Genomic DNA, 15,892 nt, shown 5'->3' on the forward strand with positions numbered 1-15,892 from the left:
CTTTGTTTTAGAGTAGATCCTGGATGGCTGAACACTCTTCTTCCAATTCGGTCAGCGTAGCGGCAATACGTTTTTGGCTGAATTCGTCCGACAAATCTAAGCCTTGAACGATGCGGTAGCTGCCTGTGTCGCAAATGACGGGGAAGCCGAAAACCAAACCTTCGGGAATGCTGTAAGAGCCGTCGGATAGAACGCCCATCGTTACCCATTTACCGCTAATGTTGCGATTGGTAACTGTGTTCAACGCTGCGCCTTGTACTTTGAAAATTTCGCCATTGGCGTGCAGCAAGTCGGCATGCTCCATACCTTTGCACAAATCAGCAGGACGATGTCGGAATCTTTGAAGGCGACTTCGGGGTCGTCTGTGCGGAGATATTGACAAGGAGTGGGAAAGCGCAATCCTGCATTTCTATAATTATGCAGCGCAATAAAAATGGTGTGTATTGTAAACAGGAGGTATTTTAGTATTAAAGGTCGCTTGGACAATGAACTGCAACTTGGTGGACAACTGTTGGATCGTGGCATGCCTCAGACAACCTTTTGCTTTTTCGGTGTAGTTACATAAAAATTGTAGAGCCTCAGAACTGCTTAGTTGGATTTATTTGTTCAATAGTTCGATGCTGCAAGAAACTTTGCCAATACGCATTTTGGCTGTGCCTGAACAGCCTGCGGGTAGTATGTTGCGGAAGGATGCAAGCTGTTTCGGGTCGGGTGTAATTTTCAGGCGCAGGGCGGTTTGGGGTAGGTGCAGGCGGTTTAAGGCTTCTGCAGTGCTGATGTCGTAGGTTTTCTTGAATTGATCAAGGGTATTGTTGCGTTTGTGGTCGAAGACGGTAACACTTCCGTCTTCGTTGAAAAGATAGGTATTTTCTCCTTTAATGATAATGTCCCTATCGTAGATTTGGACCAGTTCCAGTCTTCCATCCGGACCGTATCTGTATTGGAGACCGTGTTTGAAGCATCGGATCCATGATTCGCAGTTTTCGGCTTGGACATAGTTGAGTTTCGTCTTAATGCCGGCAGTGTAATCCCAGCAGAATTGCAGGCCGTCTTGTCCTGCATCGCAGCCTTTTGGGTTTTCATGTTTGTATTTTTGTATTTGACGTTTCAACTCTTCCCATTCCCAAGGTGCCATGAGTGTATCACCGCGACGGATTCGTTCAAGTTCAATCTGTTTCTGTCGCCTGTTATATTGGGTAGCATGGGTAGCATCGATGTTGCGCTGTTGCATTTCGTGTAGTATGTGGACGGGTATGCCTTGGCAGTTTGAGTCGTTGCAGGCGGAGACATCCTGCACCCATAGTGCAGCGACAGATACGGTAGCTATGGTGGTGAATTTCGGAATGATGTTTACGGCAGTCATATTTTTCCTTTTAATGATTTTGAAGTCAGTTTACCTAGGGTTAGAGTTTTCAGACAATCTCTTCAGATTGAGTAGTATATCAAGCCTTTCCCTTCAAACATATAGCTTAATCTCTGGCGATAAAGCATTTGTTGACATGTAGGTGTTTACCGTGGCTAGCTTTTTAAATTTCCTGCCAGTCGGTGTAGATGGTTGGGATAGAATGCTATATAGTCTCGAAACTGTATTGGTGAGTGGCCTGTTGCTTTGATATGTCGCTCAAGCTCATCAGCGTTTTCGTGTACGGCGGTGTGTCAGGAGCGGCAGTGAGATTGTTTTTACGTTTTTCTTCTCTTTTTCTTGATATTGCTTTTTTAGTGATAGAAGATTTCGGTGTAGATGATGTTGTTGCAGGCTTTGCGGAAGGCTTCAGTCGTTTTCTTTTTGCTAAAACCGTATATGGTCAGCCCACTTTCACGTAAACGTCTGCCAGACGGGTAAAGTCAGAATCGATGGATACGATATAGAAGCCGTCGAAGTTGCCGTTGTAAAGCAAATCCATCGCGTCGATTATCAACGTCATGTCGGTGGTATTTTTTACCTTTGGTGTAGGTGAATTGTTGGATGGGGATGATGGCGTGAGGCAGGAGCGAGGCTTTCCATTTGGAAAGGTTATGAATCCAATTGTCATAGACATGTTTGATACTGGCGATGCTGTATTGGGGAACTTCTTCTAGCAGGCGGTCTAAGATGTTAGTGAGACGTTGTCGGTATCTATGAAGACGGCAAGTTTTTTGTCGGTCAATGAGGTCATAGGAACTTCATGGTATTCATGCCAGTCGAGGCCGTCTGAAATTTGGTTTTCAGACGGCCTTTGTTTTAGAGTAGATCCTGGATGGCTGAATGTTCTTCTTCTAATTCGGCCAGTGTGGCGGCAATACGTTTTTGGCTGAATTCGTCCGACAAATCCAAGCCTTGGACGATGCGGTAGCTGCCTTCGTCACAAATGACGGGGAAGCCGAAAATCAAACCTTTGGGAATGCCGTAAGAGCCGTCGGATGGAACGCCCATGGTTATCCATTTGCCGCTGCTGCCGAGCAACCAGTCGCGCAGGTGATAGATGGCGGCATTGGCGGCGGAGGCCGCAGATGATGAACCGCGAGCAGCGATAATTGCAGCACCGCGTCCGGCGATTTTCGGCATGAAGACCTCGGTGTTCCAGTCGGGTTCGGTAATCATGTCTTGGACGGACTCGCCGTTGCTGGTGGCGTAGCGGTAGTCGGCGTACATGGTCGGGCTGTGGTTGCCCCAGACGCACATTTGCTCGATGGAAGTAATCGGGCGGTCGATTTTTTCGGCAATTTGACTGACGGCACGGTGGTGGTCAAGACGCATCAGGGCGGTGAAATTTTCCGGCGGGATGTCGGGTGCGGATTTCATGGCGATGTAGGCGTTGGTATTGGCCGGATTGCCGACGACGAGGACTTTAACGTTGCGATTGGCAACTTTGTTCAACGCCGCGCCTTGTACTTTGAAAATTTCGCCATTGGCGTGCAGCAAATCGGCGCGCTCCATGCCTTGGGTACGCGGGCGCGCACCAATCAAGAGGGCGATGTCGGCATCTTTGAAGGCGACTTCGGGGTCGTCTGTGGCGAAGATGTCGGCAAGGAGTGGGAAGGCGCAATCCTGCATTTCCATGATCACGCCGCGCAATGCCTGTTGTGCCTGCGGCAGGTCGAGCAGTTGCAGGATAACGGGTTGGTCGCGTCCGAGCATGATGCCGCCGGCGATACGGAAGAGGGTGGCGTAGGCGATTTGGCCTGCCGCGCCGGTAACGGCGATTCGGACGGGTGGCTTGAGGGTCATATTTTTCCTTTTGAAGTCGTTGTTTTACTTGATTTTCGGATTATAGCAGTATTATGGGGAGAATGATGTAGAAAGGCCGTCTGAAATTTGATTTTCAGACGGCCTTGAGTGTTTGAAAAGATTATTCGCCGTTTTCCTTTTCGGCTTGTTCTTCCGCTGCTTCATAGGCTTCGACGATTTTCTGCACCAAAGGATGGCGGACGACGTCTTCGCTGGTGAAGGTGTGGAAATACAGGCCTTCTACATCGCGCAGTTTTTCGCGTGCATCTTTCAAGCCGGATTTGATGTTGCGCGGCAGGTCGATTTGGCTGATGTCGCCGGTAATGACTGCTTTGGCACCAAAGCCGATACGGGTCAGGAACATTTTCATTTGTTCGGGTGTGGTGTTTTGCGCTTCATCCAAGATGACATACGCGCCATTTAAGGTACGGCCGCGCATATAGGCCAGCGGCGCAATTTCAATCAAACCTTTTTCCATCAGTTTGGTCACGCGGTCGAAACCCATCAAGTCATAAAGCGCATCGTAAAGCGGTCTCAGGTAGGGATCGACTTTTTGTGCCAAATCGCCCGGCAGGAAGCCTAATTTTTCGCCTGCTTCGACTGCTGGGCGCACCAAAACGATGCGTTCGATTTGGTGCTTTTCCATGGCATCGACGGCGGCGGCAACGGCAAGATAGGTCTTACCCGTACCGGCAGGGCCTAAGCCGAACACGACATCATGGTTGAGCAAGGCGCGGATATAGCCGTTTTGGCGCGGGGTGCGGCCGCCGATGCTGCCGCGTTTGGTACGGAAATAGTATTGTTGGTCGTGGTGTTTTTCTTCGTGTTTTTCATCTGCGGTTTTAGCTTCGACGGCCGCGAGGCTGATGGCGTTGTCGTCCAAGTCGCCTTTTTCTGCGGCTTCGGCAAGCGACAGCAAGGCACGACGGCCGGCGTGTGCCAGTTCGCCCATGAAGGTGAAATGTTCGAAGCGGCGGCTGATTTGGATATCAAGGGCTTTGCCTAAGGCTTCGAGATTGCTGTCGAGCGCGCCGCACAGGCGTTGCAACACGGTATTGTCAATTTCTTCAAACTGCAAATGGACGGTGTGGGTCATATCGGTTTCCGTAAATAAATCTAATTTTTCCGTATTATACCTTGTTCAGACGGCCTGCTTTATAATACGTCGCTTCTTTTTAATAAACCGTTTCAATCAAAATGAATCAAACCGTTTCTCCTCGCTCGGAATTTCTGCGCGGTATCAAAGAATGCTCCCCCATGCTGATTGGCTTGTTGCCGTGGGCGCTGATTTTGGGCATGCAGGGCGGGCAGAAAGGCATGAGTTGGCTGGAAATGCTGCTGATGACGGGCATGAACTTTGCCGGAGGTTCGGAATTTGCCGCAGTCAATTTGTGGGCAGACCCGTTGCCGATACTGCTGATTGCAACGGTTACATTTATGATTAATTCGCGCCATATCCTGATGGGTGCGGCAATTGCGCCGTATATGAGGGATATGCCGCTGAAAAAGGCGATGCCCGCGCTGTTTTTTATGTGTGATGAAAGCTGGGCAATGGCGTTTGCTGAAATTCAAAAGCGTAAGGCGGCAGGTTTGCCTGCATTCAATATGCCGTTTTATGCCGGCGTGTGTTTTATTTTGTATGTAACTTGGATTGGTTTTGCGGCATTTGGCGCGGCAGTCGGCCCGATGTTCGGCGATGTGGCGGCTTGGGGCTTCGGCATGGCGTTTCCTGCGGTGTTTTTGGTGTTGCTGCGCGGTATGTGGAAGAGCTTTGCGGCTTCACGCCCTTGGTTTGTCAGCCTGATTGTGGCGTGCGTAACCTATTTGACCGTGGATGGTGCATGGTATGTTCCGGCCGGAACGTTGTCTGGCTTGTTGGCGGCGTATTTGTGGGGAGAGCAAAAATGAAGGATTTGTTGTCGCTGCAATCGTTTCTGCTGTTTTTAAGCATGTTGGCCGTTACTTATTCAACCCGATTAATCGGCTTTTTTGCCTTGCGCAACCGTACGTTGAGCCGTCGCGCGCAAGTGGTTATGGAGGCTGCGCCGGGCTGTGTGTTGATTTCTGTGATTGCGCCTTATTTTGTATCAGATAAACCGCATGAGCTGATTGCTATTGCTTTGACGGTATTGGCCGCCAGCCGGTTTTCGATGTTGGTAACGGTATTAATCGGCGTTGGCACTTCGGGCATACTCGGTTATTTGATGAAATAAAAAATTTTCAGACGGCCTTACTTGTTATAATGGCCGTCTGAATTTTTTGATAAAGCAAAAACATGGCAAACCAACGACTCATCTATGGCTTTCACGCCGTCAATGCCCGTTTGTGGCAAAACCCGAAATCGATTACCGAACTCTATATCCAAGAGGGCAAATCCGATGCGCGCACCCGCGATGTATTGGATAAAGCGGCCTCTGAAAACGTGCGCGTACATTTTGCCGATGCCGACCGCCTGAATGCCATCAGCAAAGGGGCGCGCCATCAGGGCGTAGTAGGGTTTATCGATGCTTCCAAAAACCATGTTCACTTGGAAGATGTGTTGGAAAACCTGAGCGAACCTCCGTTTTTGCTGGTATTGGACGGCATTACCGACCCGCACAACCTCGGCGCATGCCTGCGTACTGCCGATGCGATGGGCGTGCATGCCGTGATTGCGCCCAAAGACAAAAGCGCCGGCCTGAATGCGACCGTCAGCAAAGTTGCCTGTGGTGCGGCGGAAACTGTGCCGTATATTACCGTAACCAATCTTGCCCGTACTTTGCGTGAGCTGAAAGAATACGGCATTTGGATTGTCGGCACGGACATGGGTGGCGACTCCGACCTTTACCACTGCGACTTGCCCGATAGCGTGGCTTGGGTAATGGGCAACGAAGGCGAAGGCATGCGCCGCCTGACGCGCGAACATTGCGATATGCTGGTATCGATTCCGATGTTTGGCACGGTAGAAAGCATGAACGTTTCTGTCAGCGCAGGCATGGTATTGAGCGAAACCCGTCGTCAACGCGTGTTGAAATCGGAAAAATAAAAAGTTTAATTAAAAGGCCGTCTGAATGTTTTTCAGACGGCCTTTTTCAGGTTTTATTCTTTAACTAACGGACCTGATTTCTTTTCGCTACCGGAGGCAATGCGTACCAATTGGAGAAATTCCGATTTCAACTCAAATGGATCGTCGCCTTGGACTTTCTGCACCATTTTCTCAATGTCGTTCCAGCCAAGTTTGCCGTTGTATTCGCCGCCACGCAGTGCTTGGGCGTAGGAAGCTGCTGCAAGGGCGAGCAGGGTGTCTTTATCGGCTTGGTCAAGTGGTTTGCTGCCAACAGGAATTGCTTGTTCTATCAGCTTGCTGTCTTTTTCTCCAGGCAGTTTGTAGCGGACTTTGACAAAGGCGTATTCGTTTTTACTGCCTTTGACGGTAGGGGCTTTTTGATAGCGTGATTCGTTCAGCCAGCCGTTTTTGCCTGCCGGAATGATTTCATAGATGGCGGTCACGCTGTGGCCTGAGCCGATATCGCCCGCATCTACTTTGTCATTGTTGAAGTCTTCATTGCGCAGGGTGCGGTTGGTGTAGCCGACCAAGCGGTATTCTTTGACAGTGGCAGGATTGAATTCGACTTGGATTTTGACATCTTGCGCAACGGTGGCAAGCGTGGAAGTCAGTTGTTGCTGCAGAACTTTTTTCGCTTCTTTTTCGTTGTCGATATAGCTGTAATTGCCGTCGCCAGCATCGGCAATTTGTTCCATCATGTCTTCATTGTAATTGTCCGTACCGAATCCTAGCGTACTGAGTGAAACACCGGTTTTACGTTTTTCGGCAACCATGGATTTGAGCGTTGCGGTATCAGATACGCCGACGTTAAAGTCGCCATCGGTCGCCAGCAGGATACGGTTGATGCCGTTGGGTACAAAGGCTTTTTGTGCTTGCTCGTAGGCCATGCGTAAAGCGGATTCGCCCGAGGTTGAGCCTGCGGCTTTCAGTTTGTCGATGGCCTTCAGGATGGTTTCTTTATCTGCACCTGAGGTGGGCGGGAGTACCAGCTCTTCGCCTGATGAATAGGTAATCAGGGTCACTTTGTCTTGCGGGCGTAGTTGTCGGGTTAGGATGCGCAGGGTTTCTTGAACCAGAGGAAGTTTGTTTTCTGCATTCATACTGCCGGATACGTCCACAAGGAAAACGAGGTTGGCAGGCGGCAGGTCTTTCTTTGCCGTGTCTTGTGCTTGGATACCGATTTTGATCAGCTTGGCTTCCAGTTGCCATGGAGAATCAATGGTTTCAGTGTGAACGGCAAATGGACGGCCGTCAGTAGGCAGTGGATAGTTATAAGGGAAGTAATTAACGATTTCCTCAATCCGTACAGCATCTTTAGGCGGCTGTTTGCCGTTGTTCAGAAATCGACGAACGTTGGCGTAGCTGCCAGTATCGACATCGATGCTGAATGTGGACACAGGCTCTTGGGCAACAGATTTGACCGGTTGGTCGGGCTGTTCTTGATAGCGTTCAGTGTTTCGAGCATTGACAGTAGGTGTTTCAGCCTTCCGTATGGCAACTATTTGGCTTTCCCTGAATCCTAGAGAGGGACCAAAGGAGGGGTTCGAGTATTCTTTTGAGTCAGAGCACGCTGTCAAAGCTGCTAAAGTGAGTATGGAAACGGTTTTCAGGAAGAAACGGGGCATGATTTAAGCTCCTGGGAAATATCATATGCTGATTGTTAAAAGTATTGATAGCAGTGTATTGGCAGATTCAACGATAGCGCAGAGTCACTTTTTTGAGTTTTAATGTGTGAATAGTGGGTTAAGTTTAAATCAGGACAAGGTGGAGCAATGCAGTACTGGTCTAAACTTAACCCACTATTTTTATGACTTAGGCAAGATTTTGTCGGGCTGAGACGATTTTGTAAAGGCCTCAGCCCCGATTTATCTTACATTAACTTTTCTTCCGGCGGCGTTCGCCAGGCAGCAGCATATCCGCCCATTTGATGATGTTGGCGACTTCTGCCGGATTGAGTTCGTAGAACTGGCCGCGTTTGAGGCGGTTTGGCAGGCCGATGGGGCCGAAGCCTACGCGGACGAGGCGGCTGACGGTCAGGCCTTGGCTTTCAAAAATGCGGCGTACTTCGCGGTTGCGGCCTTCTTTGATGACGACGTTGTACCATTTGTTTGCGCCTTCGCCGCCTTGTTCGTAGATGCGTTCGACTTTTGCCAAACCGTCTTCGAGCATCACGCCTTCTTCGGTCAGGACGCGCATTTGTTCGGTGGTCAACTCTCCCAATACGCGCACGGCGTATTCGCGTTCGACTTCAAAGCTGGGGTGAGCAAAGCGTTGAACGAGTTCGCCTGAAGTGGTTAGGATCAAAAGGCCGCTGGTATTGATGTCCAAACGGCCGATGGCCACCCAGCGGCTGCTGGCTGCTTGCGGCAGGCGGTCGAAAATGCTGATGCGGCCTTGCGGGTCGTCGCGGGAAACGATTTCACCTTCTTGTTTGTAGTAGAGGATGATGCGCGGCAGGCGGTCTGCCCATTTGAGTTTGATGATGCTGCCTTTGACGGTAACGTGGTCGTCGGGCGTAACTTTTTCACCCAGTTGCGCTACACGGCCGTTGACCGTTACCCAGCCGTTGCTGATCCATTCTTCCATTTCGCGACGTGAGCCGACACCGGAAGCGGCCAGGACTTTTTGCAGGCGCTCGGGTTCAAAGCGTGAAAGGTCGCTGCGGCGTTCTTTCAAATCGCGGGCGTGCTCCATGATTTTTTGGTTGGGATTGCGGACCACCAGTTTTTTGGCTTTGGCGGCTCGTTGTTTTGGGGCGGTATTTTGAGCTTTGGGGCCGTCTGAAACTTTTTGGCCGTAAGGTTTGCCTGATGTTTTTCGCTCGTCGTCGGGACGTTTTTTATTGGCAAAGGATTTGGCCGGTTTAGAAGGTTTTTTGGCGGTAGATGATACGCCGTCGCGCCATTGGCGTTTGCTGGAAGGCTGTTTGGACATGATTTTTCCTAACTCGCTTGAAAAAGCGGTTCTTCTGCGGCATTTGCGGCAGGGGTTGGATTGGGGGAAAAGGCCGTCTGAAAATCAAATTCAGACGGCCTGCCGATGAAAGGTTGTATTGTAACTCAACCAGTAAATTTTTGTTTGAAAATCCGAAAATTATGGCGAAAGGCGTTCGCGTATCCAGTTGCCGTCAACTAAGCGGTATTGGATGCGGTCGTGTAGGCGGCTCGGGCGTCCTTGCCAGAATTCGATGCGGTCGGGAATAACGAGGTATCCGCCCCAATGCGGCGGGCGGGGAACATGCAGGGGGTGTTTGACACCGACGGCCGCGGCTTTGGCCACCAATACGGCTTTGCTGGAAATCACTTCGCTTTGCGCGCTTGCCCATGCACCGATACGGCTGGTATACGGGCGGCTTTCAAAATATTCGTCCGAAGCGGCGGCATCGAGTTTTTCAATGCGCCCTTCAACGCGCACTTGGCGTTCGAGTTCCGGCCAGAAAAAAGTCATGGCAGCAAAAGGGTGAGCCGTATAGGAACGGCCTTTTCGGCTGTGGTAATTGGTAAAGAAAACAAAGCCTTTGGGGTTGACTTCTTTCAGCAATACCATGCGGCTGTTGGGCCTGCCGTCTTCGCCCACGGCGGCAACGTTGACCGCGGTCGGTTCGTTGACTTCGGCGTGAATCGCTTCGTTCAGCCATTGCTCGAATTGGACAATCGGGTCGGCGTGGCATTCGGCTTCCGACAGCTCGCGTTTGCTGTAATCTTCGCGGATATTGTGCAGATCCATGATTTTTCTCCTTAGGTCTGACTGAATCATACTCCGTTTTTTCAGACGGTCTCAAGGGCATTTGTGTATAATCGTAGGCCTTTCCAATATAGAACAATACGGAGTCCTGTCATGCAAACCGAAGTTGAACTGAAAATCTTAAATCCGAAAATGGCCGATTCCCTGCCTGCTTATGCAACGCCCGGTTCTGCCGGTTTGGACTTGCGCGCCTGCTTGGATGAGGCTGTTGTGTTGCAGCCGGGCGATGTGTATCTCGTTCCGACTGGTTTGGCAGTGCATTTGGCCAACCCTGCGTATGCAGCCGTTTTGTTGCCGCGTTCCGGCTTGGGTCATAAACACGGTATTGTTTTGGGCAATTTGGTCGGTTTGATTGACTCGGATTATCAAGGCGAATTGAAGGTTTCTTTATGGAACCGTGGTAAAGAAGCGTTTACCATCGAGCCGATGGAACGTATCGCGCAAATGGTGATTGTGCCGGTTGTCCAAGCTGCGTTTAAGGTTGTGGACGAGTTTGCCGCCAGCGAGCGCGGTGAAGGCGGATTCGGCAGCACCGGCAAAGCCTGATTCTTTAAAAGGCTGTCTGTAAGAGGATAAATTGAAATATTCGATTTCGGTTTGCCGCTGTTCAGACGGCCTTTTTGTTGAGACAACCTTTGCATAATTACACACAAGATTGCATTTTTATATCTTGCCTGCATGGCCGGCACACCCAATAATACAGGCCGTCTGAAACCTTTACGGAGCGTTGTTATGTCCCGTCCCTCACTTTTTCTGCCTTTATTTTTGATTATCTTTGGTGCGATTTGGTTTTTACGCGCTACGGATATTTTGCCTGCGACATCGACAATGATTGCCGGCGCATTAATTATTTTGGGCTTTGCCGTATTGATTATGGACGGCATTAACAAACAGTCCATCGTTTCCGGCTCGATGCTGGTTTATATTGGTACAGCCATATATCTGCACATGAGCTACTGGGTTTACCTCTCGCCTCTGCTGGCCATCGGCATGGTCGTGTTGGGTTGCCTGCTGTTGCTCTCGCGCAGTGATATGATTCCTGAAAAACACACAAAATAGAAAGATGAGAGATTTGGGTTTTGCCCTATAAAGGCCGTCTGAACAATGGTATAATCCGCCGTTTCAGACGGCCTTTTTTATTGTGGTTTAAATTTGAAATTTACCCTCCCGGCCGCGCCGTTTTCTTACATTTTGCAAAGTTTCCGCCATGACCCAAGACAAAATCCTTATTCTCGACTTCGGCTCGCAAGTTACCCAGCTGATCGCCCGCCGCGTGCGCGAAGCCCATGTTTACTGCGAACTGCATTCTTTCGATATGCCTTTGGAAGAAATCAAAGCCTTCAACCCGAAAGGTATCATCCTCTCCGGCGGCCCTAATTCCGTTTACGAATCCGACTATCAAGCCGATACCGGTATTTTTGATTTGGGCATTCCGGTTTTGGGCATCTGCTACGGCATGCAATTTATGGCGCACCATTTGGGCGGCGAAGTTAGCCCGGGCAACCAACGCGAATTCGGTTATGCGCAAGTGAAAACCATCGACAGCGAGCTGACACGCGGTATTCAAGACGATGCGCCAAACACGCTCGACGTCTGGATGAGCCATGGCGATAAAGTTTCCAAACTGCCTACTGGCTTCTCTGTCATCGGTGACACCCCGTCTTGCCCGATTGCCATGATGGAAAACGCTGAGAAACAATTCTACGGCATACAATTCCATCCTGAAGTGACCCACACCAAACAAGGCCGCGCGCTGTTGAACCGCTTTGTCTTGGATATTTGCGGCGCACAACCAAGCTGGACCATGCCGAACTACATTGAAGAAGCCGTTGCCAAAATCCGCGAACAAGTCGGCAGCGACGAAGTGATTTTAGGTTTGTCCGGCGGCGTGGACTCTTCCGTAGCGGCCGCGCTGATTCACCGCGCCATCGGCGACCAACTGACCTGCGTGTTTGTTGACCACGGTCTGTTGCGTTTGAACGAAGGCAAAATGGTGATGGACATGTTTGCCCGCAACTTGGGCGTACGCGTGATTCATGTTGATGCCGAAGAGCAGTTTTTGGCGAAACTTGCCGGCGTGACCGATCCGGAGAAAAAACGCAAAATCATCGGTGCGGAATTTATCGAAGTATTTGACGCTGAAGAGAAAAAACTTACCAACGCCAAATGGTTGGCGCAAGGTACGATTTACCCCGACGTAATCGAATCCGCAGGTGCGAAAACCAAAAAAGCCCACGCCATCAAATCCCACCACAATGTCGGCGGCCTGCCTGAAAACATGAAGCTCAAATTGCTTGAGCCTTTGCGCGACTTGTTCAAAGATGAAGTGCGCGAATTGGGCGTCGCTTTGGGACTGCCTCGTGAAATGGTGTACCGTCATCCGTTCCCGGGCCCGGGTTTGGGCGTGCGTATCTTGGGCGAAGTGAAAAAAGAATACGCCGACTTGCTCCGTCAGGCAGACGATATTTTCATCCAAGAATTGCGCAATACTACCGATGAAAACGGCACGTCTTGGTATGACCTGACCAGCCAAGCATTTGCCGTATTCCTGCCTGTGAAATCCGTCGGCGTAATGGGCGACGGCCGTACTTACGATTACGTCGTTGCCTTGCGTGCCGTGATTACCAGCGACTTTATGACTGCGCACTGGGCTGAGCTGCCATACTCGCTGCTTGGCCGCGTGTCCAACCGCATCATCAACGAAGTCAAAGGCATCAACCGCGTGGTTTACGATGTCAGCGGCAAACCGCCTGCCACGATTGAGTGGGAATAATCCCTGAATAATAAAGGCCGTCTGAACAGATATTGTTCAGACGGCCTTATTCTTTAGGAACCAAGCCCAATTAAAATTGATTTTTCAATTCACGCAGGGCAGCGAAGACTTCGAGTTCGCTGTTTAATTTTCGTCCGCTCAATTCTTCGGCGCGTGCCTGAACTTGAGGTAGGTGTACTCGGAAAAACGGATTGACTTTGCGTTCGTGCACCAGGCTGACAGGCAGTGTCGGCGTGTGTTCGGCTGCGGCCAAGGCCGTCTGAATGTCGGCATTGTCCGGCTCGATATGCTGGGCAAAGCGCAGATTGGAGGCTGTATATTCGTGCGCCGGATAAAACAGCGTTTCCTCGGGCAGCTGGTTGAATCGGTGGAAGCTGTCGTAAAGCTGCTCGATTGTGCCGGTAAATACGCGGCCGCAACCGGCGGAGAACAAGGTATCGCCGCAGAAAACATGCAGGCCGTCTGAATTTTCCAGCAGATAGCTGATGTGGCGGTCGGTATGGCCGGGGGTTGCCCAAACGGTAACCAAGCCTTCGCCAAACGGGAACTGCGTACCTGCGGTGACGGTATGCGTCGCTACGTCGATGTCGCTTTCGCCATAGATTGGGGATTCCAAAAAGCCGTGGAATAGGCTTTTTGCGCCGCCGGTATGGTCGGGGTGCGGATGGGTAATCCATGTTTGCGCCAGCATCAGGCGGTTGTGGACGAGGAATTTCAAAACGGGCGTGGCATCGGACGGATCGACGCAGGCGGCATGGTTGCCTTCTTGAATCATCCAGATGTAGTTGTCGTTTAGGGCTTGGATTGGCGTGATTTTCATATGCTTTCTTTTGGTTTGGGGTTTCAGACGGCCTCTAGATAATCTTTGATATTCGGGCTTTGGCCGAACACGGCTTCATGGGCTTGATGGATGCACAGTCGGTTGAACAGCAATCTTTGGGTTTGATTGCCGTCGATAATCCGCACTTGGCCTTGCAGTTTGGGCGCGTCGTGATGAAAGGTATTTTTAAACGCGTGCCAACGGTCGGTTTGCAGATGGACGACGGCAAACATATCGTGCGAGATATTAACGCCGACACTGAATAGTTTGGCCGAGGCTTGCAGGCAGAAACTGCTGTCGCCAAACAGGCACAGTCCCGTGTTTTCCGGATAGCGGAACAATTCGATTTTCACGGCTTCGGGTTTGGCAAAGATATTACAAAACAACCGTTCAAACAACGACGGCTGCGCCACGCCTTCGCTCAACATACCGTAAAGCCCACCTAGCCAATCGACATAGCCGAGAAAAGTGAAACGGTAGTCCTGCATAATGGCTTCGATGCGCTTGGGGTCGCGTTTGCTGATCAAGCGGACAAATTCAAAACCGACTTCCGGCAGCCGCGCCCGAAGCGTTTGGAGCAGGCGGTGGGCAAACAGGTTTTTATGGTTGTGCGGATTGCGCAGAATGCCGAGGAATTTCAGCCGCAATATCCGCCACAAGGCATCCGGTACTTTGACGGTATCGGCATTTGCCGTAGTTGTTTTCAGACGGCCTGCAGGTAAGGTGCGCAGGTGGTTGCAGGCCTCTTCGTAGCCGCTTTCATGACGGTTGAACCAGCTTTCCAGATTGTATTGGTTGGCGGAGTCTTCGACAAAGGTCAGCGTATAGAGGTTTTTCGCCGCCAAGTTACCGATGATGTTGACGCTTATCGCTTCGCTGCGGTTTTGTTCTTTGCCACGGGCTTTTTCGCCAGTATGGAACATAGACAACGGCAGGCGGTAAACGTTTTGGTTTTGCGGGCTGACCTGCGGATTATGCGCATGCTGCCGCTGCTCGGTTTGGGCGATGAAGTGATGTTCCTTCGTCGGATTCGCGGTCAACAGGGCGTAAGGCTTTTCTCCGCATTCGGAAAATTCGCAATCGCTGAGGATAAAGGCTTGTCGAGTCATAATGTCGGGAAAGGCCGTCTGAATATGTCGATTATAGCTGATGGGGAGCTAAGGGGGGATTATGATTATACGGAATGATGCTTCTGCTTGCAGAATACGCTAATAGAATGCCGATAATGGGAATCCAAAAAACATTTCACCGCCGTCATTCCCGCACAGGCGGGAATCCAGAAGCTTGGATTTACAGTAATCTTTAAATATTTCTGAAATGAAGAGGTCTGGATTCCCGCCTACGCGGGAATGACGGTAATTGGTTAGTATTCGTATACAAAAGAACGCAAAAAGGTCGTCTGAAAACAAATATAGCGGGGTTCGCTAAATTGTTTTCAGACGACCTTAAATCAACGGACTGTTCAACACTATTTATTCTTCTTTTTGGAAAACGTGGTTGCGGTGATATTCGAAATATTTTTCGCTTTCAGGTTCGATTTTTAATTGCATATCGGGAGAAATTCCAAGCCGCTCTTGATTTTCCGGATCGATTTTTGGACTGATTTTTATCGTACCGTCGGTATCAAACGTAATCAGACCGCTATCGAATAATGCGTCGATATGGGGTGCGAGCATCAGACCATTGGAGGGATCTAACCTCTCTTCATTATTGCACTTACTCCAAGGTTTAATATGGCTGGCAATGAGTAAAGACTCGATATCTAGACCTGTCAGTGGACAGCTCGGATACAGGTTGAGTAGTTTTTTCCGGAAACTGCCTTGCCCTTGACGGGCTTTTATTAAGGTTTCGATTTCGGTTCGCTTTTCTGGTTCAATTTCGGATACTAATTGTTCTTTGAGTTTACCGAGATCTTGTTCCAAAGATTGGGTTGAGTTTATTTGAAAATTTGTTGGTTTGTATAATTCAAATATTCCTCCTTTTTTCCACCATAAAAAGTCTTGGTGCATTGATTCGTGATAATGCTTCCTTGAGTTTGAATTGACACTAAGTACATGCAAAGAAGCATGTGTATCATCATTATAGTCAGGAGTAATCTGCCATTGGTTTTTTAGTTCTTCAATCTGTTCATCTACATCTTTTACCTTAAATTGTGTTTTGCCCATATCATGCAGATGTAAGACGATTCTTTTTATAATTTCTATTGTCCCATCAATATGTTCCCCATTGATCCGTGCGGAATATTTTGTTTTTGCCATTTAAGTTTTCCTATCAAAGTCAAGTTTTCTAATTTAATTATTT

17 protein-coding genes and 1 pseudogene are annotated in these 15,892 nt (G+C 49.8%); 7 read left to right on the forward strand and 11 right to left on the reverse strand.

Annotation, left to right across the window (positions count from 1 at the left end; all coding sequences use genetic code 11):
* Positions 1–7: 7 nt before the first annotated feature.
* Both HMPREF2872_RS06645 and HMPREF2872_RS06650 read right to left on the reverse strand, forming a co-directional pair.
* Positions 8–428 (reverse strand): annotated as a pseudogene (locus HMPREF2872_RS06645) (malate dehydrogenase); the annotation flags it as partial.
* Positions 429–598: 170 nt separating this feature from the next.
* Positions 599–1,363: a hypothetical protein gene (locus HMPREF2872_RS06650; RefSeq protein WP_141752853.1), complete on the reverse strand. Its 765-nt coding sequence runs from the start codon at positions 1,361–1,363 to the stop codon at positions 599–601.
* 251 nt (positions 1,364–1,614) lie between these two features.
* Between HMPREF2872_RS06650 and HMPREF2872_RS12140 the strand changes: the two genes are divergently transcribed.
* Positions 1,615–1,824: a hypothetical protein gene (locus HMPREF2872_RS12140; protein ID WP_349267086.1), complete on the forward strand. Its 210-nt coding sequence runs from the start codon at positions 1,615–1,617 to the stop codon at positions 1,822–1,824.
* On the opposite strand, the gene HMPREF2872_RS12145 is transcribed toward HMPREF2872_RS12140, so the two are convergent.
* The 3 genes from HMPREF2872_RS12145 to HMPREF2872_RS06670 all read right to left on the reverse strand — a co-directional run bounded on the left by HMPREF2872_RS12145 (position 1,806) and on the right by HMPREF2872_RS06670 (position 4,304).
* Positions 1,806–1,925: an NYN domain-containing protein gene (locus HMPREF2872_RS12145; protein WP_349267087.1), complete on the reverse strand. Its 120-nt coding sequence runs from the start codon at positions 1,923–1,925 to the stop codon at positions 1,806–1,808. The genes HMPREF2872_RS12140 and HMPREF2872_RS12145 overlap by 19 nt on opposite strands.
* A 296-nt stretch (positions 1,926–2,221) precedes the next feature.
* On the reverse strand, positions 2,222–3,208 hold the full coding sequence (locus HMPREF2872_RS06665; RefSeq protein WP_070632316.1) for a malate dehydrogenase: 987 nt from the start codon (positions 3,206–3,208) through the stop codon (positions 2,222–2,224).
* Positions 3,209–3,329: 121 nt separating this feature from the next.
* Positions 3,330–4,304 (reverse strand): PhoH family protein, encoded by a 975-nt coding sequence (locus tag HMPREF2872_RS06670; RefSeq protein ID WP_070632318.1) that lies wholly within the window; start codon positions 4,302–4,304, stop codon positions 3,330–3,332.
* A gap of 101 nt (positions 4,305–4,405) precedes the next feature.
* On the opposite strand from HMPREF2872_RS06670, the gene HMPREF2872_RS06675 reads away from it, so the two are divergent.
* The 3 genes from HMPREF2872_RS06675 to rlmB all read left to right on the forward strand — a co-directional run bounded on the left by HMPREF2872_RS06675 (position 4,406) and on the right by rlmB (position 6,233).
* On the forward strand, positions 4,406–5,116 hold the full coding sequence (locus tag HMPREF2872_RS06675) for an AzlC family ABC transporter permease (protein ID WP_070632321.1): 711 nt from the start codon (positions 4,406–4,408) through the stop codon (positions 5,114–5,116).
* Positions 5,113–5,421 (forward strand): AzlD family protein, encoded by a 309-nt coding sequence (locus HMPREF2872_RS06680; protein ID WP_003680717.1) that lies wholly within the window; start codon positions 5,113–5,115, stop codon positions 5,419–5,421. The genes HMPREF2872_RS06675 and HMPREF2872_RS06680 overlap by 4 nt, the downstream gene beginning before the upstream one ends.
* Positions 5,422–5,483: 62 nt before the next feature.
* Complete coding sequence (rlmB, locus tag HMPREF2872_RS06685) at positions 5,484–6,233, forward strand: 23S rRNA (guanosine(2251)-2'-O)-methyltransferase RlmB (RefSeq protein ID WP_004520319.1); 750 nt, start codon at positions 5,484–5,486, stop codon at positions 6,231–6,233.
* Between the two features lie 53 nt (positions 6,234–6,286).
* Here rlmB and HMPREF2872_RS06690 read toward each other — a convergent pair whose 3' ends face one another.
* From HMPREF2872_RS06690 to pdxH, 3 genes are all read right to left on the reverse strand, one after another.
* On the reverse strand, positions 6,287–7,879 hold the full coding sequence (locus HMPREF2872_RS06690; RefSeq protein WP_070632324.1) for a vWA domain-containing protein: 1,593 nt from the start codon (positions 7,877–7,879) through the stop codon (positions 6,287–6,289).
* Between the two features lie 250 nt (positions 7,880–8,129).
* A complete protein-coding gene (locus tag HMPREF2872_RS06695; protein WP_070632327.1) occupies positions 8,130–9,188 on the reverse strand; it encodes a pseudouridine synthase in 1,059 nt (352 codons plus the stop codon).
* A gap of 159 nt (positions 9,189–9,347) precedes the next feature.
* Positions 9,348–9,980: a pyridoxamine 5'-phosphate oxidase gene (gene pdxH, locus HMPREF2872_RS06700; RefSeq protein ID WP_003686383.1), complete on the reverse strand. Its 633-nt coding sequence runs from the start codon at positions 9,978–9,980 to the stop codon at positions 9,348–9,350.
* Positions 9,981–10,091: 111 nt separating this feature from the next.
* On the opposite strand from pdxH, the gene dut reads away from it, so the two are divergent.
* From dut to guaA, 3 genes are all read left to right on the forward strand, one after another.
* The gene (gene dut / locus HMPREF2872_RS06705; RefSeq protein WP_003680707.1) at positions 10,092–10,544 is read left to right on the forward strand and encodes a dUTP diphosphatase; all 453 of its coding nucleotides are present in this window, start codon (positions 10,092–10,094) and stop codon (positions 10,542–10,544) included.
* Between the two features lie 186 nt (positions 10,545–10,730).
* On the forward strand, positions 10,731–11,057 hold the full coding sequence (locus HMPREF2872_RS06710) for a hypothetical protein (RefSeq protein WP_070632330.1): 327 nt from the start codon (positions 10,731–10,733) through the stop codon (positions 11,055–11,057).
* Positions 11,058–11,205: 148 nt separating this feature from the next.
* Positions 11,206–12,771: a glutamine-hydrolyzing GMP synthase gene (gene guaA / locus HMPREF2872_RS06715; protein WP_003686344.1), complete on the forward strand. Its 1,566-nt coding sequence runs from the start codon at positions 11,206–11,208 to the stop codon at positions 12,769–12,771.
* A 70-nt stretch (positions 12,772–12,841) separates the two neighbouring features.
* On the opposite strand, the gene gloB is transcribed toward guaA, so the two are convergent.
* The 3 genes from gloB to HMPREF2872_RS11340 form a co-directional block, all read right to left on the reverse strand.
* Entirely contained in the window at positions 12,842–13,591 is a 750-nt protein-coding gene (gene gloB / locus HMPREF2872_RS06720; RefSeq protein ID WP_049329038.1) for a hydroxyacylglutathione hydrolase, read from the reverse strand.
* A 23-nt stretch (positions 13,592–13,614) separates the two neighbouring features.
* Positions 13,615–14,700, reverse strand: a complete 1,086-nt coding sequence (locus tag HMPREF2872_RS06725; RefSeq protein WP_070632333.1) for a hypothetical protein — start codon at positions 14,698–14,700, stop codon at positions 13,615–13,617.
* Between the two features lie 363 nt (positions 14,701–15,063).
* Positions 15,064–15,849 (reverse strand): HNH endonuclease, encoded by a 786-nt coding sequence (locus HMPREF2872_RS11340; protein ID WP_083311757.1) that lies wholly within the window; start codon positions 15,847–15,849, stop codon positions 15,064–15,066.
* Positions 15,850–15,892: the final 43 nt, after the last annotated feature.

This window comes from Neisseria sp. HMSC069H12, from assembly GCF_001812735.1.
In the GTDB taxonomy this organism is placed as follows: Bacteria; Pseudomonadota; Gammaproteobacteria; order Burkholderiales; family Neisseriaceae; genus Neisseria; species Neisseria subflava.

Excerpts from the sequence above, each read along its gene's own strand:
- HMPREF2872_RS06680 (WP_003680717.1), top strand. The coding sequence starts at position 5,113 with ATGAAGGATTTGTTGTCGCTGCAATCGTTTCTGCTGTTTTTAAGCATG.
- gloB (WP_049329038.1), bottom strand. The coding sequence starts at position 13,591 with ATGAAAATCACGCCAATCCAAGCCCTAAACGACAACTACATCTGGATG.
- HMPREF2872_RS06675 (WP_070632321.1), top strand. The coding sequence starts at position 4,406 with ATGAATCAAACCGTTTCTCCTCGCTCGGAATTTCTGCGCGGTATCAAA.
- HMPREF2872_RS12145 (WP_349267087.1), bottom strand. The coding sequence starts at position 1,925 with ATGACGTTGATAATCGACGCGATGGATTTGCTTTACAACGGCAACTTC.
- HMPREF2872_RS06650 (WP_141752853.1), bottom strand. The coding sequence starts at position 1,363 with ATGACTGCCGTAAACATCATTCCGAAATTCACCACCATAGCTACCGTA.
- HMPREF2872_RS12140 (WP_349267086.1), top strand. The coding sequence starts at position 1,615 with ATGTCGCTCAAGCTCATCAGCGTTTTCGTGTACGGCGGTGTGTCAGGA.
- pdxH (WP_003686383.1), bottom strand. The coding sequence starts at position 9,980 with ATGGATCTGCACAATATCCGCGAAGATTACAGCAAACGCGAGCTGTCG.
- HMPREF2872_RS06670 (WP_070632318.1), bottom strand. The coding sequence starts at position 4,304 with ATGACCCACACCGTCCATTTGCAGTTTGAAGAAATTGACAATACCGTG.
- HMPREF2872_RS06695 (WP_070632327.1), bottom strand. The coding sequence starts at position 9,188 with ATGTCCAAACAGCCTTCCAGCAAACGCCAATGGCGCGACGGCGTATCA.
- HMPREF2872_RS11340 (WP_083311757.1), bottom strand. The coding sequence starts at position 15,849 with ATGGCAAAAACAAAATATTCCGCACGGATCAATGGGGAACATATTGAT.
- HMPREF2872_RS06725 (WP_070632333.1), bottom strand. The coding sequence starts at position 14,700 with ATGACTCGACAAGCCTTTATCCTCAGCGATTGCGAATTTTCCGAATGC.
- rlmB (WP_004520319.1), top strand. The coding sequence starts at position 5,484 with ATGGCAAACCAACGACTCATCTATGGCTTTCACGCCGTCAATGCCCGT.
- HMPREF2872_RS06710 (WP_070632330.1), top strand. The coding sequence starts at position 10,731 with ATGTCCCGTCCCTCACTTTTTCTGCCTTTATTTTTGATTATCTTTGGT.
- dut (WP_003680707.1), top strand. The coding sequence starts at position 10,092 with ATGCAAACCGAAGTTGAACTGAAAATCTTAAATCCGAAAATGGCCGAT.
- HMPREF2872_RS06690 (WP_070632324.1), bottom strand. The coding sequence starts at position 7,879 with ATGCCCCGTTTCTTCCTGAAAACCGTTTCCATACTCACTTTAGCAGCT.
- HMPREF2872_RS06665 (WP_070632316.1), bottom strand. The coding sequence starts at position 3,208 with ATGACCCTCAAGCCACCCGTCCGAATCGCCGTTACCGGCGCGGCAGGC.
- guaA (WP_003686344.1), top strand. The coding sequence starts at position 11,206 with ATGACCCAAGACAAAATCCTTATTCTCGACTTCGGCTCGCAAGTTACC.